The following is a 25618-nucleotide window of genomic DNA, read 5'->3' on the forward strand; positions in this document are numbered from 1 at the left end:
TTTTTCAAAGCGTTGCAACCGGACAACAACGGAAGAATGGGCGGCAATATGGAAGTGTTGTGCGGCTTCACGAATGCCCCAATGTTCTTCTAAGACAAGTTTGACAATGTGATGTTTGAATTCGATTGAATAATGTTTACCCATAAAAATCTGCACTTTAACTGGTTGGTTGTGATGTCCAACTTTTGGGGGGCAGATCAAATTTTTCACACCGCTACAAAAAATAGGCAAATTGTCCGAACGCCTCCACAATAACATCTGGATCAAACGGGAAGATCGCCAACCGGTAAACAGTTTTAAGCTGCGTGGCGCGTACGCCATGATCTCCAGCCTTTCGCCGGAACAAAAAGCGGCGGGCGTAATTGCGGCTTCGGCAGGAAACCATGCGCAAGGCGTGGCATTATCAGCGAAACAGCTTGGCTTAAAAGCCCTCATCGTGATGCCGCAAAACACGCCGAGCATTAAAGTGGATGCGGTGCGTGGGTTCGGTGGCGAAGTGTTGCTACACGGTGCAAATTTCGATGAAGCCAAAGCGAAAGCCATTGAACTCGCCGAACAAAAACATATGACTTTTATCCCACCTTTTGATCACCCGTTGGTGATTGCCAGGCAAGGCACGCTTGCTATGGAAATGTTACAGCAAGTGGCGGACTTGGATTACGTCTTCGTGCAAGTGGGCGGCGGCGGTTTGGCGGCTGGTATAGCGATTTTATTGAAGCAGTTTATGCCGGACATTAAAATCATCGGTGTGGAATCCAAAGATTCAGCCTGCCTCAATGCCGCGTTGGAAAAAGGCGAACCGATGGATTTAGCGTACGTGGGCTTATTTGCCGACGGCGTGGCGGTCAAACGTATCGGCAACGAAACCTTCCGTTTATGCCGACAATACATTGATGATATGGTGCTGGTGGACAGTGATGAAGTGTGCGCCGCCATGAAAGATCTGTTTGAAAATGTGCGTGCGGTGTCTTAACCCTCCGGTGCTCTCGGTCTTGCCGGCTTGAAAAAATATGTGAAAAAACACAATATCCAGGGCAAAAACATGGCGGCGATTTTATCCGGCGCCAATTTGAATTTCCACACCCTGCTTTATGTGTCCGAACGTTGCGAAATCGGCGAAAACCGCGAAGCCTTGCTTGCCGTCACCATACCGGAGCAACTGGGCAGCTTCTTAAAATTCGCCCATGTATTGGGCAGCCGTGCAGTGACCGAATTCAGCTACCGCTATGCCGATGACAAATGTGCTTGCGTGTTCGTCGGAGTTCGTACCCTAGATGAAGCGGAAAAAGCCGACATCATCGCCAATCTCACGCAAAACGGCTTCGATGTGGAAGATATGTCCGACGACGACATCGCCAAAACCCATGTGCGCTATTTAATGGGCGGACGGGTCGCCGACCATGACGAGCGCCTTTACACCTTTGAGTTTCCGGAACAAAAAGGCGTATTGCTGAAATTCCTCGAAACCCTCGGTACCCGCTGGAACATTTCGCTGTTCCACTACCGCGCCCACGGGGCGGATTACGGCAACATTCTCGCCGGCTTCCAGTTAGAAAAAGGTAACAGTGCCGAATTTGAACAGGCGTTAGAACAACTGGGCTACGTTTATCAGGACGTCACCGACAGCAAATCCTATCGCTATTTTCTATGTTAAAAAACTCATGTAAAATCAACCGCACTTTCTATTCCTTAACCTTTCTTATCCAACAACCGAATATAGCGCGTTGCCGATAACCAGGCGCCGATGTAGCCCATGATGGTGCAGACGATCAGCAGGAATAAGAATTCTACTAATCCTAAGCCGTTTAAATTGAAGCTGACAGCGAAAATGTCGGTGACGTATTTCACGGCGCCGGTGAAATAGCCGATGGTCAGGCTGCTGAAAATGCAGGCAAACAGACCGCCGAGCACGGCGTAAATCATGCCGGTGTAGAGGAACGGGCGGAGGATGAATTGATCGGTGGCGCCGAGCAGTTTCATCACTTCAATGTTGGCTTGGTTGCTGTAAACGTCGGCGCGAATGCTGTTGCCGATGACCAAGAAAACGGCGATCGCCATCAGCACGGTACAGAAAATCGCCACATGTGCCACCAGCCAGATCAGCGCGGTCAGTTTTTCCAGCCAGTCGTTATCCAACCGCACTTCCTGCACCCCTTTGATTTTATCTAAGGTGGTACGCAATTCGTTGCGTTTTTGCGATTCGTTAAATTCCTTCGTCGGTTTAATCATTACCACGGCGGGCAGCGGGTTATCGTCCAGCACATCTAATTCTTCGCTAAACCCCGACCAATGACGGAACTCGTTCAGGCTGTCCTGACGGGAAATGTAATTGAGGGATTCCACACCTTCTTGCTGACGGATTTTTTCCACCACTAAATTGGCGTCTTCTTCCGACAGGTTTTTATGCAAATACACGGTTAATTCGCTTTCCGGATAAAACTGCGTGGTGGCGTGATGAATGTTTTTCCAAAGCAGATAACTGACGGTAGGAATCGTGAGCGACACGGCGATCACCAGCACCGTTAACAGCATGGCGAACTTGCGTTTCAACAAATCCGCCAGCACGGCACGCAACACATACAGGCTTTGCACGCCAAAAGAACTCATACGACGGGAATTCATGGCGCCTCCTAGCGTAAATAGCCTTGCTCAAGTACTAAGCAAGGTTTCGGTTTTTGTTGCACGATGCCGATGTCATGGGTGGCGATTAACACCGTCATGCCGAGGCGGTTAAATTCTTCAAATAAATTGAAAATTTCTAAAGATAAGGCGCCGTCCAAGTTGCCGGTCGGCTCGTCCGCCAGCAATAACTGCGGTTTATGCACCACCGCGCGGGCAATATCAATACGTTGCTGTTCCCCGCCGGACAAATGCGCCGGCAAATGATTGGCACGATCGCGCAATCCCACACGATCCAACGCCGCCAGGGCGCGACTGTGCGCATCTTTCGGATGTTGCCCGGCGATAATCAACGGCAAGGCGACGTTATCCAACACCGAACGATCGGGCAATAACCGGTAATCTTGGTGCACCATGCCGATTTGACGACGCAAAAACGGTACTTCGTGACGGGATAAACGGGTGATGTCGTGCCCGTTAAACCAAATTTGTCCGCCATTGGCGCGCTCCATGCCCATAATCAATTTCAGCAGGGTACTTTTCCCCGCGCCTGAATGCCCCACCAGGTAGGTCATACTGCCTACCGGTAAATGAAAGCTTAACCCTTGCAGGGCAGGCTTCCCGCCCAAATAAGCTTTACTCACATTTGCAAATCGAATCATTTTTTTCTCTAATATGTTATGTCAATCTTGGCTCCCTCCATTTACGGGGAGAGCTGCCGAAGGCTGAGGGGGAAAGTGCGGTAGAAAATTTAGGTATTTTCCTTTCCGTCTCTTCGGAACAAGTTATTCGCAAGTTCATTCTTCACTTGCTATCCCCTTCGGGGTCGTCGGCAAAGTCGGAGCTCAAAACGCGATATGTCCCCCTCCCCGCAAACAGGGGAAGGCAAGAATCAGAACGTTGATAAAATGATAATTACAGTCAAAACAGACTATCCATTAAACCATCGTCAACAATTCCGCAAAATCCTCAAACACCCAATCCGGGTGGGATTCGGCAATCGGGATGTTGTAGTTATAACCGTAAGTTAACCCCACCACCGGGCAGCCGGCATTGTGCGCGGCAATAATGTCGTTGCGGGAATCGCCCACGAACAGCACTTGTTTCGGATACAAGCCGAATTTGCCGCATAAATAGAACAACGGGCCGGGATGCGGTTTGATTGCCGGCAAGGACTGACCGCCCAGCACTTCCTCAAATAAGTCCTCGATACCGAACGCCTTTAATACGGGGCGGGTGTGTTGGGTCGGTTTATTGGTAACCACCGCCAAGCGGTAGCCTTTGGCTTTGAGTTTTTGCAGGGTGTCTTTGACATTCGGAAATAAACGGCTGCGGTTGCAGATGTTTTCGCCGTAAAACACATTAAAACGTTCTTTCAACGTGGCAATCTGCGCTTCCGTTAAGGTTTTGCCCGATTGCGCCGTCGCCCATTCCAAGGCGCGGGCGATTAAAATCTGCGCGCCGTTACCAATCCAGGTCAGCACCAACGCTTCCAGTGCTTGCGGCAAATCGAATTCCGCCAATGCCGAGTTCACCGATAACGCTAAATCCGGCAGGCTGTCCACCAGCGTGCCGTCCAAATCAAAACCGATTAATTTAAATTGTCCTGTCATGCTTTATTTTCCTACTGTGGCTAACTGTTGACGCATTTCATCAATGACTTTTTGATAATCCGGCTGATCAAAAATCGCCGAGCCGGCAACAAACATATCCGCACCGGCACGCGCCACCTCGGCGATGTTGGAGACTTTCACGCCGCCATCCACTTCCAGACGAATATCAAAGCCGCTGTCATCAATGCGTTTTCTTGCCTGTTTGAGTTTATCCAGGGTCGCCGGAATGAACGATTGCCCGCCGAAACCCGGGTTTACCGACATCAGCAGAATAATATCCACTTTGTCTATCACATAATCCAAATAGCTTAACGGCGTGGCGGGGTTGAAGACCAAACCGGATTTGCAACCGCAGTCGCGAATGAGCTGTAAAGTGCGGTCAATATGTTCGGAGGCTTCGGGGTGGAAAGTAATGTAGCTGGCGCCGGCTTTGGCGAAATCGGGAATAATGCGATCCACCGGTTTCACCATCAAATGTACGTCGATGGGTGCACGAATGCCGTAATCGCGTAAGGCTTTACACACGGCGGGGCCGAAGGTTAAATTCGGCACATAATGGTTGTCCATCACATCAAAATGAATCACATCGCCACCGCACTTTAAAACCTTTTCCACGTCTTCGCCCAAGCGGGCAAGGTCGGCGGAAAGAATGGAAGGCGCAATTAAATAGGGTTTCATGGTCTCACCTCTCAAGCTGTCAAAATTGCCTTATCTTACTACGATATAACCCGATTTTTAAGAAATTATTCCGCGTCGGGCGGGCGATGTCGCATTTTGACGCGATTCAAGGTAAACTAGGCGCAATTTTTTTTCGATTTAGCGGTTTTTTATGCGTTTATTTATTTCTCTTTTAATAGCGGTTTTATTGCTGTTTCAGTACGATTTTTGGTTCGGTAAGAACGGGTATGCGGACTACCAAAACACCACCAAAGAAATCGCCGTACACCAGCAGGAAAACGAAAAACTTTCCCAGCGCAATCAAATTATTGCGGCGGAAATCAAAGACTTAAAAGAAGGAGTGGACGCCATTGAAGAACGCGCCCGCCTGCAGCATGAAATGGTGAAACCGAACGAAACCTTTTATCACATCGTCAAAGAACACAAATAATGACCTCAACCCGCAAGATTATCGCCATGGTACCGGCTGCCGGCGTCGGCAGTCGAATGCAGGCGGACAAACCGAAACAATATCTTCACATTCACGGACAGCCGATTTTGCAGCACACCCTAAACATACTGTTGGCTTATCCGCCCATCAGCCGAATCGTGCTGGCGGTCGCCGCCGATGATCCTTACCTTGACCAACTTAATCTCAGCCAAAACCCGAAAATTCAGTTGGTGGAAGGCGGTGAAACCCGTGCCGATTCCGTGTTAAACGGCTTGAATGCCGTGCAGGACAGCGATGCCGATGTCTGGGTGATGGTGCATGACGCGGCGCGTCCCTGTTTAACCCACGACGATTTGGATAAATTACTTGAGATTCAGGATGATAACGGCGCCATTCTCGCCATTCCGGCGACGGATACCATCAAGCGCGCCCTGCCTTCGCAACAAATTGCCCGCACGGAAGATCGCAGCCAATTGTGGTTGGCGCAAACCCCGCAATTTTTCCGCGCGGATTTATTACGCGACGCTTTAACCCGCGCCAAACAGCAGCAGTTTGCCGTCACCGACGAAGCCTCCGCCATGGAACTCGCGGGATTTCGACCGCACTTGGTGGCGGGACGCAGCGATAACATTAAAGTCACCCGCCCGGAAGATTTGGCGCTGGCGGCATTTTACTTAACGAGGAAGACAACATGATACGAATCGGCCATGGCTTTGACGTGCACGCGTTCGGCACCGACAACCCGCTCATTATCGGCGGCGTCACCATTCCCTTTGATAAAGGCTTTATCGCCCACTCCGACGGCGATGTAGCGTTACACGCGCTAACCGACGCGTTACTCGGCGCGGCGGCATTGGGCGACATCGGCAAACTGTTCCCCGATACGGATATGCAATACAAAGGCGCGGACAGCCGCGTATTATTGCGCGAAGCCTACACGCAAGTGCAGCAGAAAGGCTATTGCGTGGGCAACGTGGATGTCACCATCATCGCCCAGGCGCCGAAAATGCGCCCGCATATCGACGCCATGCGCGCCCTGATTGCACAGGATTTGGCGTGCGACATGGAACAGGTGAATGTCAAAGCCACTACCACGGAAAAACTCGGGTTTACCGGTCGCGGTGAAGGCATTGCCTGCGAAGCGGTGGCGTTGTTGGTGCGTAAGCCATGATGGAACTCGCCTATCTGCAAAAAACGCCGCCAAAACAGACCGCACTTTTAAAAGCGGAATGCGCGGATTTTATCGTCAAAGAGCAACTGGGCTACGACATGAGCGGCGACGGCGAATTCGTGGCGGTCAAAATACGCAAAACCGATTGCAACACCTTATTTGTGGGCGAGCAACTGGCGAAATTCGCCGGCATTTCGGCACGCAACATGAGTTACGCCGGCTTGAAAGATCGCAAAGCCGTCACCGAACAATGGTTCAGCCTGCAAATGCCCGGGCAACCGACGCCGAATTTCACTCAATTTCACTTTGAAGGCGTGGAAATTCTTGAAGTGACCCGCCACCAACGCAAAATTCGTATCGGCAGTCTGCAAGGCAATCATTTTGAGATTTTGCTGCGCCAGGCGGAAGAAACCGATGAACTTAAAGTGCGGTTGGATTTTCTGGCAAAAAACGGCTTCCCCAATTATTTCACCGAACAGCGCTTCGGGCGCGACGGCAACAACCTCACCCAAGCCCTGCGCTGGGCGGCGGGCGAAATCAAAGTGAAAGATCGCAACAAGCGCAGTTTCTATCTTTCCGCCGCCCGCAGCGAGATTTTCAATTTAATCGTCGCCAAACGTATTGAACTCAATCTGGCGCAGCAGGTCTTAAAGGGAGACGTTTTGCAACTGAACGGTTCGCACAGTTGGTTCGTGGCGGACGCGTCGGAAGATTTGACGCAACTACAACAACGCTTGACACAACGGGATATTTTGCTTACCGCGCCGCTTATCGGCGACGAGGGTAAAAGTGCGGTGGATTTTGAGAATGAAATTTTTGCCGCACACCAGGCATTGTTCCATTTAATGCGGCAGGAACGCGTGAAAGCCGCGCGCCGCCCGATTTTAATGCAGGCGCAACAGTTCCAGTGGCAGTTTGAGCCGAACGGCTTGCGCCTTAAGTTTTATTTGCCGGCAGGCAGTTACGCCACGGCGTTGGTACGCGAGCTGGTGAATGTCGAAAACTAAAAAACGAGAAGAAAAACAGGAATAACAAGAATATGAATATTTTATTAAGTAACGATGACGGCATTCACGCGCCGGGCATTCGTGTGATGGCGGAAGCGTTGCGTAAAATCGCCAATGTGACCATTGTCGCACCGGACAGCAACCGCAGTGCCGCCTCCAGTTCCTTAACCTTGGTAAAGCCGTTGTATCCGTTACATTTGGAAAGCGGCGATTATTGCGTCAACGGCACCCCGGCGGATTGTGTACATATTGCGCTGAACGGCTTTCTTTCCGGGCGCATTGATTTGGTCATTTCCGGCATCAACGCCGGTGCCAATTTAGGCGATGACGTGCTGTATTCCGGCACCGTCGCGGCGGCGTTTGAAGGACGCCATCTGGGTTTGCCGTCCATTGCGGTATCGCTCGACGGCCGCCAATATTTTGAAACGGCGGCGCGCGTGGTATGTGATTTGGTGCCGAAATTACACGCCCAATTATTAGGCAAACACGAAATCCTGAACATTAACGTGCCGGATGTGCCTTATGAAGAACTGAAAGGCATTAAAGTTTGCCATTTGGGTTATCGTTCTTCCGCCGCCGAAGTGATTAAACAACAAAGCCCGCGCGGTGAGGATATGTACTGGATCGGGCTCAGCGGCTTGCCGGAATATGAAGGCGAAGGCACCGATTTTCATGCGATAAAAAACGGTTATGTTTCCATTACGCCGATTCAGGTGGATATGACCGCACACCACTCAATCAGCGCTTTACAACGTTGGTTAGAAAGTGAATAATGCAACCTTTTAAGACAGGAATGCAAGATGAAGCTATTTGGCGCCATGTACGACAAAACCATGCAATGGTCGAAACATCGTTTCGCGCCATTCTGGTTATCTTTCGTGAGTTTTATTGAGGCGATTTTCTTCCCGATTCCGCCGGATGTGATGTTAATTCCGATGTCCATGTCAAAACCGCAAAGCGCGGTAAAATTTGCCATGTTTACTGCCACAGCCTCCGTGCTCGGCGGTATGATAGGTTACGCATTAGGCTATTATGCTTTTAATTTGGTCGAACATTACATTACCCAATGGGGCTATCAGGCGTCATGGCAAACCACCATTCACTGGTTTGAACGCTGGGGCGTGTTGGTGGTGTTCGTAGCCGGATTTTCGCCGATTCCGTACAAAGTGTTCACCATTTGCGCGGGCGTGATGCAAATGGCGTTTATACCATTCGTAATTACCGCGTTTGTTTCCCGTGCGGCGCGGTTCTTACTGGTCGCCAAATTAGCCGCTTGGGGCGGTGAAAAATTTGCTGCCAAATTACGCAAATCTATCGAATTCATCGGTTGGTCGGTGGTAGTGTTAGCCGTCATCGCGTATTTAATTTTACGTTAAGTAAGGTCACGAAAATGAATAAACTGATTCTGTTACTGTCTATGTCGTTAACGTTAGCGGCTTGTTCTTCACATAGTGAGATACCGAAAGACGAGAACGATCTGCCGCCGGGCATTATGCAACCGGTGGAAGGCACCGGTGCTATCGCAGGCGGCAGCTGGGTGCCTGAAATTCAACAACAAAGTATGCCAATCAATATGCAATAATTAAGGAATCCGACAAATGAAAAGCTCTTTTTTACTGTTACCGATCAGCATTGCCGTGTTAGCGGCCTGTACTTCGAATACACCGGCACCGGTGGAAAACGCCGACGGCACTTTATCCCCGGGAATCATGCAACCGGTGGACGGTTCAACCGATGGCGGCAATAGCACATGGGAACCGCAAATTCAACAAGGCCATGTACCCGCTTCCATGAACGGTCCGATTGCCCAACCGAATAATCCACAGGCGACTGGCGCACAAGCCACTCCGCAGCCGAATTTCCAACCGACGTATCAACAGCCTGCACCGCAAACACAGCCGGTTCAACAAACCCAACCCGCGGTGCAAAATCAACCGCAACAGGCATCCCAGGATTTCACCATTCCACGCAATCCGACTACGAATGCACCGGATTACAGCCAAATCAATAAAGGCTTCTACAAAGGTGCAAGCTACACCGTACGCAAAGGTGATACCATGTTCCTTATCGCCTATATTTCCGGTTTGGACGTGAAAGAATTGGCGGCGTTGAATAATATGTCCGAACCTTACAGCTTAAGCGTCGGACAAACTCTAAAAGTTAGCCGCGGTGCAACGACTACGGCACAAACGCAAGCTGCGCCGCAAATGCAACCGACGGTCACCCCACCGGCTACGCAAGGCAGTGAACCGACCGTGACTTATACCCCGGGTGCAAATGGCACACAATATGGCTCTGACGGTACCATTACCGGCCCGATCAAAGCCGGCGTAGGCACTGCTGCACCGGCAACCAATCAGCCGATAACCCAAGTGAATACCGCACCGGTAGTCTCCAACGTGGCATGGCGTTGGCCGACCAACGGCAATGTGATTCAAGGTTTCTCTAACGCCGACGGCGGCAACAAAGGCATCGACATCAGTGGTTCTCGCAGACAAGCAGTCAATGCCGCAGCGGCAGGTCGCGTGGTTTACGCGGGTAACGCCTTACGCGGTTACGGCAACCTGATCATCATCAAACACAACGATGATTTCCTCAGCGCCTACGCCCACAACGACAGTATTTTGGTAAAAGACCAGCAGGAAATCAAAGCCGGTCAGCAAATCGCCAAAATGGGCAGCACCGGCACCAACGGCGTTAAACTGCACTTTGAAATCCGCTACAAAGGCAAATCCGTGGATCCGCTGCGTTATCTCCCACGTCGTTAATCGACAAAACACAACAAAAAGTGCGGTCAGAAATTTAAGTGTTTTTCGGACCGCACTTTTTCACCCTATTTCCCCCTCGTCCGCACCCACAAATCCGCATATTTTACAAACGTTGAATGTGCCGAGAGAATAGCCAGCAGTAACCCCGCTTTGCCGTCTAAAAATCCCAATCGGATAAAATACATTTTGACAAAACAGCCGATGGCGTGGCTGATGCCTTGCCATAAGGTGGCTTTTTTACCGGCGCTTTCCCGTTGATCCGCCCAGGCTTTGGCATAGCCGGCGGATTTCACCAAATAATGGTGAATATCCTGATAAGTGTAGTGCAACAGATCCCCGTTTAATTTTTGAATGTCGGCATTGGCGGGCAATTCCACTTTTTCGTGGACCAGTTGATCACCGTAGCATGCGAAATCCGTACGATACAGGCGAATGACATAATCGGGATACCAGCCGGAATGGCGAATTTGGCTGCCGAACACTTCACTTAAGCGCGGGATTTGATATGCCGTATTCGGCGCGTCTTGCTCTATGGCATTTTGAATGGATTGACGTAATGCCGGCGTGACCCGTTCGTCGGCGTCCAGCCACAACACATAATCGCCGGTGACATAGTGTTGGGCTAATTGCCGTTGTTTGCCGAAGCCCTGCCAGTCGGTGTTTTGATAAAACTTGGCGTGATATTGCTCGGCGATGCGCTGCGTGTCGTCCGTGCTGCCGGAATCTAAAATGACGATTTCATCCACCCAATCTTTCACCGTATCCAGACACGATACGAGGTGGTGCGCCTCGTTTTTGACAATCATTGCAACGCTGATGGTAGGCATATTTTTATCCTTTGTGAATCTGCCGCAAACGCTTATACTAAGCGCTTGTTTATCATTATGAAATATTCGCAATTCTAACATAAGCCAGCGTATTTTCTATGTTACGTTTTTTTTATACCTGTTTAATGTATCTTGTGCAGCCTTTTTTGTGGCTTTCGGTGCTGTTTCGTAGCCTCAAAGCGCCTAATTACCGCAAACGTTTAGGCGAACGTTACGCGTTTTACAGCGAATTGCCCGCACCGAAACCCAACGGCGTGCTTATTCATGCCGCGTCGGTGGGCGAGGTGATCGCAGCCGTGCCATTAATTAAACGCATTCAACAAGATTACCCGCATTTGGCGATCTCCGTGACGACCATGACGCCCACCGGCTCCGATCGCGTCAAGGCGGTTTTCGGCGAGAGCGTCACCCACGTTTATTTGCCTTATGATTTGCCCGATGCGGTCGCCCGTTTTATTCGCTTTGTACAGCCGCGTCTGGTGCTTGTCATTGAAACGGAGCTGTGGTTTAACCTGATTCATCACTTAGCGCAACGAAAAATTCCGTTTATTATCGTGAATGCCCGCTTATCGGCGCGTTCCGCCAAGCGTTACGGCCGGTTTAAAAATCAGCTAAAACCGCTGTTGGATAACATCAGCTTGATTGCCCCGCAGGATGACGTGAGTCTGGCGCGTTATGCTCAATTAGGCATTGCGCCCGAACGTTTAAAGCTCACAGGCAACATTAAATACGATTTAAATTTAACGGACGCGTTGTTAAGTCAAATCGCGACGTTAAAAGCGCAATGGAACACGCAACGCCCCATTTGGATCGCCGCCAGCACCCACGAAGGCGAAGATGAAATCATCTTAAAAAGCCACCGCACTTTATTGGCGCATTATCCCGATTTATTGCTGATTCTGGTGCCACGTCATCCCGAGCGTTTTAATTCGGTGGCGCAGCTCATTGAACAGCAGGAGTTTCATTACATTCGTCGCAGCAGCCATGCCGTGCCACAGGCGGAAACACAGGTGTTGCTCGGCGATACCATGGGCGAGTTAATGTTGTTGTATGGCATGGCGAACGTGGCATTGGTGGGTGGCAGTTTGGTGGTGCACGGCGGACATAATCCGTTAGAACCTTTGGCATTTAAGTTGCCGGTGATCAGCGGTAAGCACATCTTTAATTTCCCTGACGTGTTCGGCAAATTAATTGAACGCCAGGGTGTCGTGATAGCGGAGGAAAATCCGCAGGCAGTGGCGGAGGGGGTGGCACGATTTTTATCATCGCCAACATTGGGCGAACGCTACGGCAATGCCGGTTATGCGGTATTAAATGAGAATCGCGGCGCATTGCAACGCGTTGTGGATTTATTAAAACCTTATTTGAACGAGGCAAATTAGATGACCACGGTAATTTATCCCGGCACCTTTGACCCGTTAACCAACGGGCATTTGAACATTATCGAACGAAGTGCGGTGCTTTTCCCGCGCGTTTTAGTGGCGGTGGCGGAAAGCCCGAGCAAAAAGCCGTTATTCAGCTTGACGGAACGGGTGGAACTGGTGCGCCAATCTAGCGCCCACTTGCCGAGCGTGGAAGTCATCGGCTTCGATAATTTACTGGCGCACACCATCGCCCAATATGACGTTAAAGCCATTATTCGTGGCGTGCGCAGCACTACGGATTTTGAATATGAAGTTCAGTTAGCCCATCTTAACCGCCTGCTTACCCACGGTGTCGAAAGCCTGTTTTTCCCGCCGGTGGAACAATGGTCTTACGTCTCCTCCACCATGATCCGCGAAATTTACCTACACAACGGCGACATGAGCCAACTGGTCCCGCCTGCGGTATTAAAGGCGTTGCAGACAAAGCGTGAGTTGCGTGAGTAAACATAGGTAGGGTGCGTGTAAACACACCATTTGATACCATTAATTACACCGAATAGCCCGCCAACAAATCCTGCCAATTCTGTTCGGTAAAGTGAATGTGCACACGCGCCACTTCTTTGTTGAACGAGCGATGTAGCCGTTGCAGATTGGCCTCTTTCCAAAAATGCCCGGATTTTTCACCGCACTTATCGAAGTCAATCAGCCAGAATGGATTGTCGTTGTTCGTTTGTTGGCACAGGATGTTGTGAGCGTTGAGATCCGTGTGGCAGATTTGCAAATCGTGCAAGCGACGGATGAGCGCGCCGATTTGTTGCCATTGCTTTGCTGCAAGGGTTTGTGTCTGTAAAAGTGCGGTCAGATCGCGGGCATTTTCTATTTTTTCGCTTAATAAATCCGCCTGATAACAAATGCCTAAGTTGCCTTTGCGTACCCGTGCGCCGATGGGTTTAGGAACCGGCAAGCCTGCCTGATGTAATTGATTTAACAGATTAAATTCGGCAATGCTGCGGGTGTTTTCCAATTTGCTGAAAGGATAACGATCTTTGTTGATTTTGCCCCACAAACCGCCACGATAATAATGACGTAGCGCCGTGTTCACACCGAATAAATCCGTCGTTTGCAGAAACCACGTGGTGCCGCGACCTTGTGCTGAGCCGATAATGCGGTTTTGTTGTCGCCAGAAATCCGCCTCGAAAAATTGCGCTTGGTTTGCCAAAGGTTGGTCGAAATTAAACAGAAAAAAATCGTTTTTGAGTTGAAATTCAAACATGTTGAGTGATGAAAATGAGATAGCGAATAGGCGCATTCTACTTTAAAATACGCCGATTCCCAAATTTAACCGAGATCAACGGAAACCTCATGGCTCTTTTCACCCAAGCTCCCAAATCCCTTTGTATTCTGCGTTTGTCCGCCATCGGCGATGTTTGCCATGCGTTGGCGGCGGTGCAACATATTCAATGTTATTGGAAAGACACGAAAATTACCTGGATTATCGGCAAAACCGAGGTCCAATTGTTGCGCAACGTGACTGGCATTGAATTTATCGTGTATGACAAAAAGTGCGGTTGGCGTGGCGTGTGGAATTTATGGCGGCAGCTGAAACACCGCCGATTTGACGCACTACTTAATATGCAAACAGCGTTTCGCGCATCGATTTTATCCCTTGGGATTCATGCCGACTATCGCATCGGTTTCGGCAAATGGCGGGCGCGTGAAGGGCAGTGGCTGTTTACGAATCGGCAGATTCAAGATCCGACCAACCCGCATGTGTTGGACGGTTTTATGGCGTTCGCCGATGAGCTCGGCGTGCCGCCTGCACCGGCGCAATGGGATTTGCCGGTGACGGAAGCGGATTCGGCGGCGGTATGGCAATATCTTGCTCCGAACCGTAAAAATTTGCTGATTTCCCCGTGTTCCAGCAAAAAAGAAAAAGATTGGCTGGCAGAACGTTATGCCGAGGTCGCGAATATTGCCCATCAACATGATGTGAATGTGATTTTATGTAGCTCACCTGCCCCCCGTGAATTAGCGATGATTAAGGAAATCAAAGCATTATGTGATTTTGAACCGGTGGATACGTCGGGCAAATTGACGTTAACTCAACTTACCGCCTTGATTCGCGAAGTGGATTTAATGATTTCGCCGGATTCCGGCCCCGCGCACATCGCCACCACGCAAGGCACGCCGGTCATCGGTTTATACGCCTATCACAACCCGTTGCGCACCGGCCCTTACCGCAACCTCGCTAATGTGGTTTCCGTGTATGAACAAAATGCGCAACAAGAATATGGCAAGCCTTCCATCCAACTGCCTTGGGCGACGAAGCTAAAGGGGAAGAATTTGATGGCGCAAATTGACGTGCAGGACGTCGTTGTGCAAATGAAGGCGTTGGGTTTGTTATAAAAAGTGCGGTCAAAAAATCCAATGGATTTTTGACGACGTTTTCCATAAAAAAATCGGCACCGAAAAGGTGCCGACTGTATTTGATCTTGACTAAATCAATTAGTCTTTTTGTGTATTGTAAGCTTCTAATGCGCGTAATGAATAAGTGTAAGCGGCGCCTGCATTTAACGCGATGGACATGGCAAGTGCGGCGGCAACCTCTTCTTCCGTTGCGCCGGCTTTGACCGCTTCGGCGGCATGTACACCGATACAGCTTTCACAGCGAGTGGTAACCGCCACGGCGAGGGCGATTAATTCACGGGTTTTAGCATCTAACACATTGCTTTCACTGGCAGCTGCGTCTAATGCACCGTAGGCTTGTAACATTTTCGGATAATTTTTACCTAATTCGCCGAATGATTTTTTCACATGGGCCACATCATTTTTCCAATCTGCAAACATAATTTTCTCCTTAATATGTGTTTTAAATTTCGAGACAAATTATAGGCAAATTCTTGTATCATACTTGCCAATTCGTCTTAACTTTTATATTTAAAATCTCATTATGGATTGCTTAGATAAACTTATTCAATTAGCGCAGGTGAGCGGTGAAGTGAATATTCGCTGTTTGTTTCAAGGCGAGTGGCAGGTGCGACATGATGCCGACGAAAACCAATACGTGGGCGCTTTTCACTTAATTGAACAAGGTGATTGTTGGCTGACCTTGGAACATCAACAGATTCATTTACACGCCGGTGACATCTTTTTTCTCCCGCAAAATCGACCGCACTTTATTGCCAGTGAGGCGCAGGACAATGTTATTCAAACCCGAATTACGCCGTCTGATGCACAGGAAGATCAGCAGGATTTATTTAAGGTTTACCATATCGGTCAGAATTCGCCGGATTTAAAGATGTTCTGTGGGATGCTGTACTACAACAAACCATCACTGTTAATTGATGCATTGCCGTCGTATTTGCATTTATCTTTGCGCGATACGCCGTTGTTGCCACTTATTCAGGTGTTACAACAGGAAGCGGATAAAACGCGTAGTGGCGCGAAATCCTTGATTGATTCGCTGGTCACTGTGTTATTTATTTATATTCTGCGTCATGGATTACAAAACGAACAACTAAATCAAGGGGTACTCGCCGGTTTTCAGGATAAGCGTTTGAACCCGGTGTTAACACAATTGTTAAACGCACCGCAACAGGCATGGAATATGGATACCTTGGCAGCATTGGCGGCAATGTCGCGGGCGAATTTTATGCGTGTGTTTCAGCATACTATCGGCATGGCGCCGGGCAAGTTTCTGACTCAACTGCGTTTGCAGCAGGCGGCGTTATTATTAAATAAGACGCAGAAAAGCGTGTTGGTGATTGCGCTGGAAGTGGGTTATCAATCGGAGGCGCATTTCAGTAAAGCCTTTAAAACGGCTTACGGCATGACACCGAGCCAATATCGAAAGCGTGAAGGGCTTTAGTATCTGTTGAGCGGAATTTACGCTATAATGCGCCACAATCTGCAAGGCAACGACTTGGTTGCCTTTTGTTTTTAAGGAAAAAAGAGATATGTTTGAAAAAGTTTTCAGTTGGTTTGAGAATCGCCTCAATCCGTATCCCGACCAAGCGCCGAAAACGCCGGAAAAAGGCTTGTTCCGCTTTATTTGGTCCAGTATCGACGGCATGAAACGCTGGATTTTACTTTTGGCGATACTTACCATCGGCGGCGGCATTATGGAAGCGTTGCTATTCCAATTTATGGGCTTGCTGGTCGATTGGTTAACCGCTTACACACCGGCAACCTTGTGGCAGGAAAAAGGCTATTTACTTATGGGGATGGCGGGCTTGCTGATCCTCAGTATTCTCCTGCTGTTTTTATCCTCCGCCGTGCGTTTGCAAACCCTGCAAGGGGTATTCCCAATGCGTTTGCGCTGGAATTTCCACCGCTTAATGCTGGGGCAGAGTCTGAGTTTCTATCAGGACGAATTTGCCGGACGGGTGTCCGCCAAAGTGATGCAAACCGCCCTTGCTGTACGCGATACCGTGCTGACCATCGCGGATGTGTTGGTGTATGTGGTGGTATATTTCGTTACATCGGGTTTGGTACTTGCCTCATTAGATAGCTGGTTCCTCGTGCCTTTTATCGTCTGGATTGTATTGTTCGTCACGATTTTGCGTTTATTGATCCCGCGTCTTGCCAAAACAGCAGAACGGCAGGCAGATGCACGCTCGCTTATGACCGGACGCATCACCGACGCCTATTCCAACATCGCCACGGTGAAACTGTTCTCCCACGGTTCCCGTGAAGCAGGTTACGCCAAGCGTTCTATGGAAGAATTTATGGTTACGGTACACGACCAGATGCGTTTGGCGACCTCGCTGGATACACTGACCTATATCACCAATGTGATGCTTATTTTAAGTACCGCCGTCATCGGCGTATTGTTGTGGCAACAAGGACTGGTGGGGGTCGGTGCCATTGCCACCGCCACCGCCATGGCGTTGCGTGTACACGGGCTATCACGCTGGATTATGTGGGAATCGGCGCGCCTGTTTGAAAACATCGGAACGGTTAATGACGGCATGAATACGTTAACCAAACAGCAAACCATTTTGGATAAGCCGAATTGTCCGCCGTTAACGGTTACACATGGCGAAATTAAATTCGACGACGTGAGCTTTGCCTACGATCCGGTGAAACCGTTGTTGACACACTTTAATTTAACCATTAAACCGGGCGAAAAAGTGGGCTTAATCGGACGTTCCGGTGCTGGTAAATCCACTATCGTCAATCTATTGTTGCGTTTCTACGAAGCGCAGCAGGGCGCCATTACCATTGACGGACAAAATATCATCGACGTGCAACAGGAAAGTTTGCGCAGCCAAATCGGCTTGGTGACGCAGGATACGTCGTTGTTGCACCGTTCCGTGCGCGATAACATTGTGTACGGCAGACCAAGCGCCACCGAGCAGGAAATGCTGGACGCAGCGGAACGTGCCGAAGCGGCGGATTTCATCCCGTATCTGAGTGACGCGCAGGGACGTCACGGCTACGATGCTCATGTGGGTGAACGCGGGGTGAAATTGTCCGGCGGACAACGGCAGAGAATCGCCATCGCCCGCGTGATGCTCAAAGACGCGCCAATTCTGTTATTGGACGAAGCTACCAGCGCACTGGATTCCGAAGTGGAAGCGGCAATTCAGGAAAGCTTGGATAAAATGATGGATAATAAAACCGTGATTGCCATCGCTCACCGTTTGTCCACCATCGCCGCCATGGATCGCCTGATTGTGCTGGATCACGGACAAATCGTGGAACAAGGCACCCACGCCGAATTGCTGGCGCAAAACGGTTTATACGCCAAATTGTGGCAGCACCAAAGCGGCGGTTTCCTGAGTGAGCACGTGGATTAAAAAACGTTTTTTAAAATGACCGCACTTTTATCGGAGTTAACTAACTTTCCTCGAGCTCCTTCTCTTCTATTTTCGTCACTGCGCCGTTGATGGTTAAGCAAATTTCGGTGGAAATGAGATGAGTGAGAATGTCCGCCAATTCCTGTAGTTTTTCCGTGTTGGCGGTACCGCTTTCGTTGAAATAACCCTGTTCTTTCAAGCTGTTGGTAAACGCAGAGAAAACGGCTTTATCGAAAAATTCCGGTGCATTAATGCCGTGTAGCACGGAGAGGCGTTGTGCCACAGATTGACTTTCTTTTTCCAGATTCGCACGGGAAATCAACGGGTTATTTTGCAGTAAATTCACAGTGATGTAATAGCGCTGTAGGATTTCACGCACACCTGCCGACCAAAGCTGCAACATCCGAATGTTCGGTTTATTAATCGCCAACATATTTTCACCGTGCTTGATGATATTTTGACGCTGTAATTCGGCGATAATTTGCTCTACCCGCTCCGCCAACTGCTCTTGGGTAAAATGCAGGAACAGTTCGCTACGCAGGAACGGATAAATTTTCAGCACTGCCTCCAATACCAAATTTTGCTGAATGGCTTCATAGTGCAACACGATATTAGCCACAAGCGACGGCACTACAAATAAATGCTGAATATTGTTGCGGTAATAGGTCATCAACACCGCGGAAGAACGCTCTAAACGAACGATTTCACCGAAATTGTCCTTTTCCGGCAAAATGCCCACGCGATCCAAGCTCAACACATGGTCGAGCATGATTTCTGCTTTTTCCGTCGGTACCACCACATCATCGGAATAAGGCACGTTTTGCAGGAATTGTTGATAACTGGAAAGTTGCTCCAACAGTTGCTCGCGGGATAACGCACGTTGGCGGGAGGACAATAACGCCGTGCCAGTTAAGTTCATGGCGTTCACGGCGGCGGCTTTGTTAATATTCACCATCACCTGATTGGAAACGGCATCCACCGCTTTGTTAAACCATTGCGGACGATCTTCCAAAGGCTCTTTCCATTCCGGGAAATGCTGATTCAAATAGTTGCTCAAGGTAATCGGCTCGCCGAAGTTCACATAGCCTTTGCCTAAATTGCGCAATTTTTTAATCACACGTAACACCAAGCCGGCATTTTCTTTTTCTTTCGCTGCACCGCGCAATTCTTTCGCGTAAGTATCCACTTCCAAAACGTGTTCATAACCCACATACACCGGCACGACGGTAATCGAACGGCTTTGTTGCTGTTGTAACGCCTGCAAAGTCATGGACATCATACCGGTTTTCGGCGCCAGTAAACGACCGGTACGGGAACGCCCGCCTTCAATAAAATATTCCACGGAGTAACCGCGATGGAACAATTCCGCCAGATATTCGCGGAAAATGGTGGAATACAAGCGGTTGCCTTTAAACGTGCGACGGATAAAAAATGCCCCGCCACGACGGAACATACCGCCCACCGGCCAGAAATTCAGGTTAATCCCTGCGGCGATATGCGGTGGCACTAAGCCTTGATGATACAAAACATAGGAAAGCAATAAATAGTCGATATGGCTGCGATGGCAAGGCACATAGACGATTTCATGCCCTTCCAACGCCAGTTTACGCACACGATCGGCATTTTCCACTTCAATGCCCTGATACAATTTATTCCACAACCAACGCAGAAAACGATCCGCCACACGCAAACCTTCGTAACTCACGTTTGCGGCAATTTCATCAAGGATTTTTTCCGCTTCTTTGCGGGCTTTCTCCACGCTGATATTTTTGCTTTTCGCTTCGTCTTCAATGGCGGCTAAAATCACCGGCTGTTGTAATAATTTATTAAACATTGCCTGACGGTTCGGCAGGCGCGGACCCGTTGCGGAGATACGCTGTTTGGCAAAGTGCATTTTTGCCACGCGGGCTAATTTTTGTGCGATTTTCTGATCAAAGCCATGCTCACGCGCCATGTAACGCAATGATACCGCCTGTGAAAAACGCACGAAGGTGTCCCGCCCGAACCACAAGGCGGCGATGGTTTTTTGCAGCCCGTTTAACAGACGTAAATTCGGCAGGCCCGATTTATCCTCACGCCCCGGCGCACGCCCCCACAACACGGAAACAGGGATCAGTTGCACATCTAGCTGAGGAGAAGTGCGGTGCAATTCCAGGTATTTATTGAAAATCGCCGTGGTTTCTTTTTTCGCGCCTTTGGATTTAAAAAAACGCCGACCTTCATCCAGGAATACAAAGCGCGGTAAGAAATTGCCGTTGATTTCATTTTGCTCTAACGGATCCGGCAATCCCATGCTTAAACAATTTTTTCGGAAAATTACAAAGTCGGTTTCAGAGGTGTAAGGCAAGACATAAACGATAGGTTGGGAGGTATCCAGTTCCAATTCTTCAATAGGGTTATGGGGAATCGGATTGTTCTTCACTAAGATCGATAATGGCAATTCAAGCAATTTTCGATAAGCATTCAGAAAAGCAGCCATAATAAATTTCCTTTTATTACGAGGGTAAATTTCGTGCTAGTTTAACATAAAAATCCGGCCCGATTAGTGATAAGCCGCACAATTCTGAGAGAAAGGGAGAGGTCGCGTTATATTTTAACAAAAGAAAAGTTGCGCCCTATTTTTTTCTGTATATAATACCAGTTATTTATGTATAAAATAACAGGGTAATTTTATGAAACCACTTACAGCACGACAACAAGAAGTCTATGATTTTCTTAAATATCACCTTGAAACTACCGGTATGCCGCCAACCCGTGCGGAAATTTCCAAAGATCTGGGATTTCGCTCCCCTAATGCGGCTGAAGAACACCTAAAAGCCCTCGCTAAAAAAGGCGTCATTGAAATCGTCTCCGGCACCTCGCGCGGCATTCGTTTATTGCAGGAAGATAACACCCAAGAAGAAGCCGGTTTACCATTAATCGGACGCGTTGCGGCGGGTGAACCGATTTTAGCCGAGCAGCATATTGAGGGCACTTATCATGTGGATCCCAATATGTTCAAACCACAAGCGGATTTCCTGCTGAAAGTGTATGGTCAATCTATGAAAGATGTGGGCATTCTGGACGGTGACTTGCTGGCGGTGCACAGCACCAAAGACGTGCGTAACGGACAAATTGTGGTGGCGCGCATTGAAGATGAAGTGACGGTAAAACGCTTGGAGCGTAAAGGTTCCATGGTTTATTTGCACGCGGAAAACGAAGAATTTGCGCCCATTGTGGTGGATCTAACCCAGTCGGCACATTTTGAAATCGAGGGTATTGCCGTGGGGATCATTCGCAATAACGCGTGGATGTAAAAACATCGGAAAAATCCACCGCACTTTATATTGCAAAAGCCCTGATTCAGTGTATAATTTGCGCCTTCAGTCACATCCGAATTAGTTCCTTGCTTCCACAAGATTGGTGACTGGTCTTACGTTGGAGGCTGATTAACCCGTAAGGAGCAGTAATGCGTCACTACGAAATCGTGTTTATGGTTCATCCGGACCAAAGCGAGCAAGTACCGGGCATGATTGAACGTTACACCGGTTCTGTAAAAGAAGCCGGCGGTCAAATTCATCGCCTGGAAGATTGGGGTCGCCGTCAATTAGCATACCCAATTAACAAATTACATAAAGCACACTATGTGCTTATGAATGTAGAAGCGCCTCAACAAGTAATCGACGAGCTAGAAACGACTTTCCGTTATAACGATGCTGTATTGCGCAGCCTTGTTATTCACACTAAGCACGCCGTAACCGAAGCGTCCCCAATGGTTAAAGCAAAAGACGATCGTAAAGCTTTAACTGAAGTTGAATCCAACGATTTTGAGGATGCTGAAGAGTAATTTCAACATTGATAACCGTTTATCCATTATCGGTATCGTTGCCGGTAATCTTAAACGACGCAAAAGTCCGAGCGGAATCGAACATTGCCAATTTTTATTGGAACATCGTTCAAACCGGGTTGAAGCAAGTTTAACGCGACAAGCCTGGTGTAAAATTCCGATTCAGGTGAGCGGTAATCAATTAGTAGAAAAAACTCAAGGCATTACGGTCGGCAGTAAAGTATTAATTCAAGGTTTTTTAACCACCCATCAGTTAAACAATGGGTCTGCACAATTAGTCTTACACGCCGAGCAAATCGAATTTATAGATTAGGAGACCAGCCAAATGGCACGTTATTTCCGTCGTCGTAAGTTCTGCCGTTTCACAGCGGAAAATGTTGTTGAAATCGATTACAAAGATATCGCTACATTAAAGAACTACATTTCAGAAAGCGGCAAAATTGTACCAAGCCGTATTACCGGTACTCGTGCGAAGTACCAACGCCAATTAGCCCGCGCAATCAAACGCGCACGTTATTTAGCGTTATTACCTTACTCTGACATGCATCATCACTAAGAAGGGGAAGGTCAAATGCAAGTAATTCTTTTAGATAAAATTGCCCACTTAGGTAAAGTGGGCGATCAAGTAAATGTTAAATCCGGCTATGCCCGTAACTATTTAATCCCACAAGGAAAAGCGGTTATGGCAACCAAAGCTAACATTGAACACTTCGAAGCACGTCGTGCAGAATTAGAAGAAAAAGCAGCCAAAGCATTAGCCGCCGCTGTTGACCGCGCAGAACGTTTAGAAGCGTTAGGTTCCGTAACCATCGCCTCTAAAGCCGGTGATGAAGGTCGTTTATTCGGTTCTATCGGTACCCGCGACATCGCTGATGCAATCACTGCAAAAGGTGTTGAAGTGACGAAAAGTGAAGTTCGTTTACCAAACGGTTTAATCCGTACATTGGGCGAACACGAAGTCACTTTCCAATTCCATGGCGAAGTTTTCTCTCACTTAAACGTGATTATCGTTGCTGAATAATTCCATTCTCAACGAAAAAACCCGGTCATCGCACCGGGTTTTTTATTATCAACAAAAAGTGCGGTGATTTTATCGAACATTTTTGTTACCCCCTGATCTCTTTATCTCCAATATACCTTCGATTTTTTACTAAATTACGATCCGGATCACAAATTCCACCTTTATTTCTTCAGTTTCTTTTTTCTCTGCCTATAATTGCCTCTTTAAAAAAGAGCAAGGAAAAATATGAACAAACATTTAGCACTTTTACTACGTCTATTACAAATTCCCAAACTGGGTCCTACCACCATTCATAAAATCCTTGCTCAAGTGAATTTGTCCGAATTGCAATATTACGATGCCGCCGCATTCAAACAAATGGGTTGGAATACCCAACAAATTCAAGCGTGGTTTCACCCGGAACAGCGTTATATTGAACCGGCACTCTTGTGGGGGGAAAAAGAGGGAAATCACATTATTGATTATTTTCACCCGGATTACCCCGATCTCCTAAAACAGATTGAAAGTGCGCCACCGGTTTTATTCGTCAAAGGCACACCTGGCATATTATCACAGCAACAAATCGCCATTGTCGGCAGCCGACAATGCTCAAATTACGGTGAATATTGGGCGAAATATTTTGCCACAGAATTGACCACCAACGGCTTCATCATTACCAGCGGATTGGCGTTGGGCATTGATGGTTTCTGCCATCAAGCCGCCGTCGATTTAAAACAACCGACCATCGCGGTTTTAGGCAGCGGGTTGGAAGAAGTGTATCCCGCCAAACATCGCAAATTAGCACAGAATATTATTGAACACGGTGGCGCGTTGGTTTCTGAATTTTTTTCCCGCTACAACCGCCTATTGCGGAAAATTTTCCTCGCCGTAATCGGATTATCAGCGGGTTATCGTTAGCGACCTTGATTATTGAAGCCACCGAACGTAGCGGATCGCTCATTACCGCGCGCTATGCGTTGGAACAAAACAGAGAGATTTTTGCACTGCCGGGCAATATTCAAAGCCAATTTAGCCGGGGCTGCCATAAGCTCATTAAACAAGGCGCAATGCTGGTCGAGAACGTGGAAGATATTTTGGAAAATCTTGCACCGCAAATGACATGGAAAAAACGCCCGCAAAATCGACCGCACTTTTCCTGTATAAAGAAATCAACATCCGTTGCATTACCGCCCCCTGTCACGCCATCCCATCCCGCGCTATACAATATTATCGGCTACAATCCGATGAGCGCAGATGATTTATCTACGGCACTTAATCTGTCTATTGATCAAATTCTTACTCAGCTGTTGGAACTGGAATTACAGGATTTGATTCTCAGTGAGAACGGGTTATATCGGCGGATTTAGTGCAAAAAAAGAACGGATCATAAAGATCCGTTCCAAATAAACAATGTGACCACAAACTATTTGTGTTTTTTCAAAAATTGTACGCCGGTATCCGGGAAGTCGGTGAACACACCGGTTGCGCCGGATTTGTTTAATAAAGCGTCATACATTTGATTCACATCGGTGAAGAAGTCCGGCAAAGCATCTTTGCGCACGGTGTATGGGTGCAATTCCACCTTATATTGTGCCAATTCTTTGACTAAAGGCGTGTATTCGATTTTGCCCGGTTTGGATTTTTCTTTGTCGATCAACATATACCAACCCGGTCCCACACCATCGGCATATTTCACTACTTCTGCCATGGCGCCCGGTTTGAACATCCAATCGTAATCGTAATTTACCCATTTGCCTTTTGCATTTTTTTCTTCGGTTTCATGCCAATCGGTGTATGCCACTAATTGCACTAATTTCAAATCCATGCCCATTCTCGGCAACAATTCGGTTTTAATACGTTTTAACTCATTGAAATCGAAAGTTTGCAAGTAAACCATATCGGTTTTCTTGTCATAACCGTATTTTTTCAATACTTTAAGGGTCGCTGCGGCAATGTCTTTACCGTTTTTATGGTGGAACCAAGGTGCTTTAATTTCAGGATAAATTCCCACTTTTTTGCCGGTAGATTTTTCTAAACCTTGGATAAATTCAAGTTCATCTTCAAAAGTATGGATTTTGAAATGGGATTTCCAAAGCGGGAAGCGTCCGGGATAAACAGCGACTTGTTTGCCATCTTTGGTTTCAAAGTTTTCCGTCATATTCAAACTTTGAATTTCTTTTAAGGTGAAATCGATCACATAGTAACGACCGTCTTTACGGTGACGATTCGGGAATTTTTTCGCCACATCGGTTAATCCGTCTAAGAAGTGATCATGAATAACAACTAAACGACTATCCTTCGTCATTGCCAAATCCTGCTCTAAATAGTCCGCGTGTTGCGCAAAAGCAAGGGCTTTTGATTCCAGTGTATGCTCCGGCAAATAGCCGCTTGCACCACGGTGAGCAATAATAATTTTATCCATATCAGAACCTTTGTAATAATTTACGCTACAACCGGCTAAAACGGTTGCTGCAATTAAGCTAAAGACTACATGTTTTAGTTTCATAAGCATTT

The 25618-nt window shown here is 48.1% G+C and carries 27 protein-coding genes and 2 pseudogenes; 20 read left to right on the forward strand and 9 right to left on the reverse strand.

Annotation, left to right across the window (positions count from 1 at the left end):
• Positions 1-208 precede the first annotated feature (208 nt).
• Positions 209-1654 (forward strand): annotated as a pseudogene (ilvA, locus tag DK423_RS11285) (threonine ammonia-lyase, biosynthetic); the annotation flags it as partial.
• A gap of 35 nt (positions 1655-1689) precedes the next feature.
• Here ilvA and ftsX read toward each other — a convergent pair.
• The 4 genes from ftsX to rpe form a co-directional block, all read right to left on the reverse strand.
• Positions 1690-2622 carry a permease-like cell division protein FtsX gene (gene ftsX / locus DK423_RS04335; protein ID WP_005555776.1) on the reverse strand — a complete coding sequence of 311 codons (933 nt, stop codon included), beginning with the start codon at positions 2620-2622 and terminating at the stop codon, positions 1690-1692.
• An 8-nt stretch (positions 2623-2630) separates the two neighbouring features.
• Positions 2631-3281, reverse strand: a complete 651-nt coding sequence (gene ftsE / locus DK423_RS04340) for a cell division ATP-binding protein FtsE (protein WP_005555779.1) — start codon at positions 3279-3281, stop codon at positions 2631-2633.
• A 276-nt stretch (positions 3282-3557) separates the two neighbouring features.
• Positions 3558-4232 (reverse strand): phosphoglycolate phosphatase, encoded by a 675-nt coding sequence (locus DK423_RS04345; protein ID WP_005555781.1) that lies wholly within the window; start codon positions 4230-4232, stop codon positions 3558-3560.
• Positions 4233-4235: 3 nt separating this feature from the next.
• Positions 4236-4910 carry a ribulose-phosphate 3-epimerase gene (rpe, locus tag DK423_RS04350; RefSeq protein WP_005555783.1) on the reverse strand — a complete coding sequence of 225 codons (675 nt, stop codon included), beginning with the start codon at positions 4908-4910 and terminating at the stop codon, positions 4236-4238.
• Positions 4911-5061: 151 nt separating this feature from the next.
• Between rpe and ftsB the strand changes: the two genes are divergently transcribed.
• Genes ftsB through nlpD form a run of 8 tightly spaced genes read left to right on the forward strand, consistent with a single transcriptional unit; the run spans position 5062 to position 10286 of the window.
• A complete protein-coding gene (ftsB, locus tag DK423_RS04355; RefSeq protein WP_005555784.1) occupies positions 5062-5340 on the forward strand; it encodes a cell division protein FtsB in 279 nt (92 codons plus the stop codon).
• Positions 5340-6035 (forward strand): 2-C-methyl-D-erythritol 4-phosphate cytidylyltransferase, encoded by a 696-nt coding sequence (ispD, locus tag DK423_RS04360; RefSeq protein WP_005555786.1) that lies wholly within the window; start codon positions 5340-5342, stop codon positions 6033-6035. The genes ftsB and ispD overlap by 1 nt, the downstream gene beginning before the upstream one ends.
• Complete coding sequence (gene ispF, locus DK423_RS04365; protein ID WP_005555788.1) at positions 6032-6511, forward strand: 2-C-methyl-D-erythritol 2,4-cyclodiphosphate synthase; 480 nt, start codon at positions 6032-6034, stop codon at positions 6509-6511. Before ispD ends, ispF begins: the two co-directional genes overlap by 4 nt.
• Positions 6508-7518, forward strand: a complete 1011-nt coding sequence (truD, locus tag DK423_RS04370) for a tRNA pseudouridine(13) synthase TruD (RefSeq protein ID WP_032996506.1) — start codon at positions 6508-6510, stop codon at positions 7516-7518. Before ispF ends, truD begins: the two co-directional genes overlap by 4 nt.
• Positions 7519-7550: 32 nt before the next feature.
• A complete protein-coding gene (surE, locus tag DK423_RS04375; RefSeq protein WP_005555792.1) occupies positions 7551-8291 on the forward strand; it encodes a 5'/3'-nucleotidase SurE in 741 nt (246 codons plus the stop codon).
• A gap of 27 nt (positions 8292-8318) precedes the next feature.
• A complete protein-coding gene (locus tag DK423_RS04380) occupies positions 8319-8894 on the forward strand; it encodes a YqaA family protein (RefSeq protein WP_061885752.1) in 576 nt (191 codons plus the stop codon).
• Positions 8895-8908: 14 nt separating this feature from the next.
• Positions 8909-9100 carry a hypothetical protein gene (locus DK423_RS04385; RefSeq protein WP_005555796.1) on the forward strand — a complete coding sequence of 64 codons (192 nt, stop codon included), beginning with the start codon at positions 8909-8911 and terminating at the stop codon, positions 9098-9100.
• A gap of 16 nt (positions 9101-9116) precedes the next feature.
• On the forward strand, positions 9117-10286 hold the full coding sequence (nlpD, locus tag DK423_RS04390; protein WP_005555798.1) for a murein hydrolase activator NlpD: 1170 nt from the start codon (positions 9117-9119) through the stop codon (positions 10284-10286).
• 65 nt (positions 10287-10351) lie between these two features.
• Here the strand turns inward: nlpD and DK423_RS04395 are convergent, their stop codons facing one another.
• On the reverse strand, positions 10352-11113 hold the full coding sequence (locus DK423_RS04395) for a glycosyltransferase family 2 protein (RefSeq protein ID WP_109043886.1): 762 nt from the start codon (positions 11111-11113) through the stop codon (positions 10352-10354).
• A 98-nt stretch (positions 11114-11211) separates the two neighbouring features.
• Here DK423_RS04395 and waaA point away from each other — a divergent pair, with 98 nt between their 5' ends.
• Positions 11212-12495: a lipid IV(A) 3-deoxy-D-manno-octulosonic acid transferase gene (gene waaA / locus DK423_RS04400; protein ID WP_005555802.1), complete on the forward strand. Its 1284-nt coding sequence runs from the start codon at positions 11212-11214 to the stop codon at positions 12493-12495.
• Entirely contained in the window at positions 12496-12981 is a 486-nt protein-coding gene (gene coaD, locus DK423_RS04405; RefSeq protein ID WP_005555803.1) for a pantetheine-phosphate adenylyltransferase, read from the forward strand.
• 43 nt (positions 12982-13024) lie between these two features.
• Here coaD and DK423_RS04410 read toward each other — a convergent pair whose 3' ends face one another.
• Positions 13025-13750: a 3-deoxy-D-manno-octulosonic acid kinase gene (locus tag DK423_RS04410; protein WP_005555806.1), complete on the reverse strand. Its 726-nt coding sequence runs from the start codon at positions 13748-13750 to the stop codon at positions 13025-13027.
• Positions 13751-13839: 89 nt separating this feature from the next.
• Between DK423_RS04410 and DK423_RS04415 the strand changes: the two genes are divergently transcribed.
• Positions 13840-14883 carry a glycosyltransferase family 9 protein gene (locus tag DK423_RS04415; RefSeq protein WP_061885749.1) on the forward strand — a complete coding sequence of 348 codons (1044 nt, stop codon included), beginning with the start codon at positions 13840-13842 and terminating at the stop codon, positions 14881-14883.
• A 99-nt stretch (positions 14884-14982) separates the two neighbouring features.
• On the opposite strand, the gene DK423_RS04420 is transcribed toward DK423_RS04415, so the two are convergent.
• On the reverse strand, positions 14983-15324 hold the full coding sequence (locus tag DK423_RS04420; protein WP_005555810.1) for a carboxymuconolactone decarboxylase family protein: 342 nt from the start codon (positions 15322-15324) through the stop codon (positions 14983-14985).
• 103 nt (positions 15325-15427) lie between these two features.
• Between DK423_RS04420 and DK423_RS04425 the strand changes: the two genes are divergently transcribed.
• Together DK423_RS04425 and DK423_RS04430 are read left to right on the forward strand one after the other, a co-directional pair.
• Positions 15428-16345 carry a cupin domain-containing protein gene (locus DK423_RS04425; protein ID WP_005555812.1) on the forward strand — a complete coding sequence of 306 codons (918 nt, stop codon included), beginning with the start codon at positions 15428-15430 and terminating at the stop codon, positions 16343-16345.
• Between the two features lie 88 nt (positions 16346-16433).
• Positions 16434-18278 carry an ABC transporter ATP-binding protein gene (locus DK423_RS04430; RefSeq protein WP_005555814.1) on the forward strand — a complete coding sequence of 615 codons (1845 nt, stop codon included), beginning with the start codon at positions 16434-16436 and terminating at the stop codon, positions 18276-18278.
• Positions 18279-18318: 40 nt separating this feature from the next.
• On the opposite strand, the gene plsB is transcribed toward DK423_RS04430, so the two are convergent.
• Complete coding sequence (gene plsB, locus DK423_RS04435) at positions 18319-20757, reverse strand: glycerol-3-phosphate 1-O-acyltransferase PlsB (protein ID WP_061885792.1); 2439 nt, start codon at positions 20755-20757, stop codon at positions 18319-18321.
• A gap of 193 nt (positions 20758-20950) precedes the next feature.
• On the opposite strand from plsB, the gene lexA reads away from it, so the two are divergent.
• The 6 genes and pseudogenes from lexA to dprA all read left to right on the forward strand — a co-directional run bounded on the left by lexA (position 20951) and on the right by dprA (position 24471).
• Positions 20951-21574: a transcriptional repressor LexA gene (lexA, locus tag DK423_RS04440; RefSeq protein ID WP_005555819.1), complete on the forward strand. Its 624-nt coding sequence runs from the start codon at positions 20951-20953 to the stop codon at positions 21572-21574.
• Between the two features lie 152 nt (positions 21575-21726).
• Entirely contained in the window at positions 21727-22104 is a 378-nt protein-coding gene (rpsF, locus tag DK423_RS04445; RefSeq protein WP_005555822.1) for a 30S ribosomal protein S6, read from the forward strand.
• On the forward strand, positions 22091-22417 hold the full coding sequence (gene priB, locus DK423_RS04450) for a primosomal replication protein N (RefSeq protein ID WP_005555823.1): 327 nt from the start codon (positions 22091-22093) through the stop codon (positions 22415-22417). Before rpsF ends, priB begins: the two co-directional genes overlap by 14 nt.
• Before the next feature lie 12 nt (positions 22418-22429).
• Positions 22430-22660, forward strand: a complete 231-nt coding sequence (gene rpsR, locus DK423_RS04455; RefSeq protein WP_005555824.1) for a 30S ribosomal protein S18 — start codon at positions 22430-22432, stop codon at positions 22658-22660.
• Between the two features lie 15 nt (positions 22661-22675).
• On the forward strand, positions 22676-23125 hold the full coding sequence (gene rplI, locus DK423_RS04460) for a 50S ribosomal protein L9 (protein WP_005576988.1): 450 nt from the start codon (positions 22676-22678) through the stop codon (positions 23123-23125).
• 225 nt (positions 23126-23350) lie between these two features.
• Positions 23351-24471: pseudogene (gene dprA, locus DK423_RS04465) on the forward strand (DNA-processing protein DprA).
• A gap of 56 nt (positions 24472-24527) precedes the next feature.
• On the opposite strand, the gene glpQ reads toward dprA, so the two are convergent.
• Entirely contained in the window at positions 24528-25610 is a 1083-nt protein-coding gene (gene glpQ, locus DK423_RS04470) for a glycerophosphodiester phosphodiesterase (protein WP_109043896.1), read from the reverse strand.
• Positions 25611-25618 lie beyond the last annotated feature (8 nt).

It is taken from the genome of Aggregatibacter actinomycetemcomitans (genome assembly GCF_003130205.1).
In the GTDB taxonomy this organism is placed as follows: Bacteria; Pseudomonadota; Gammaproteobacteria; order Enterobacterales; family Pasteurellaceae; genus Aggregatibacter; species Aggregatibacter actinomycetemcomitans_A.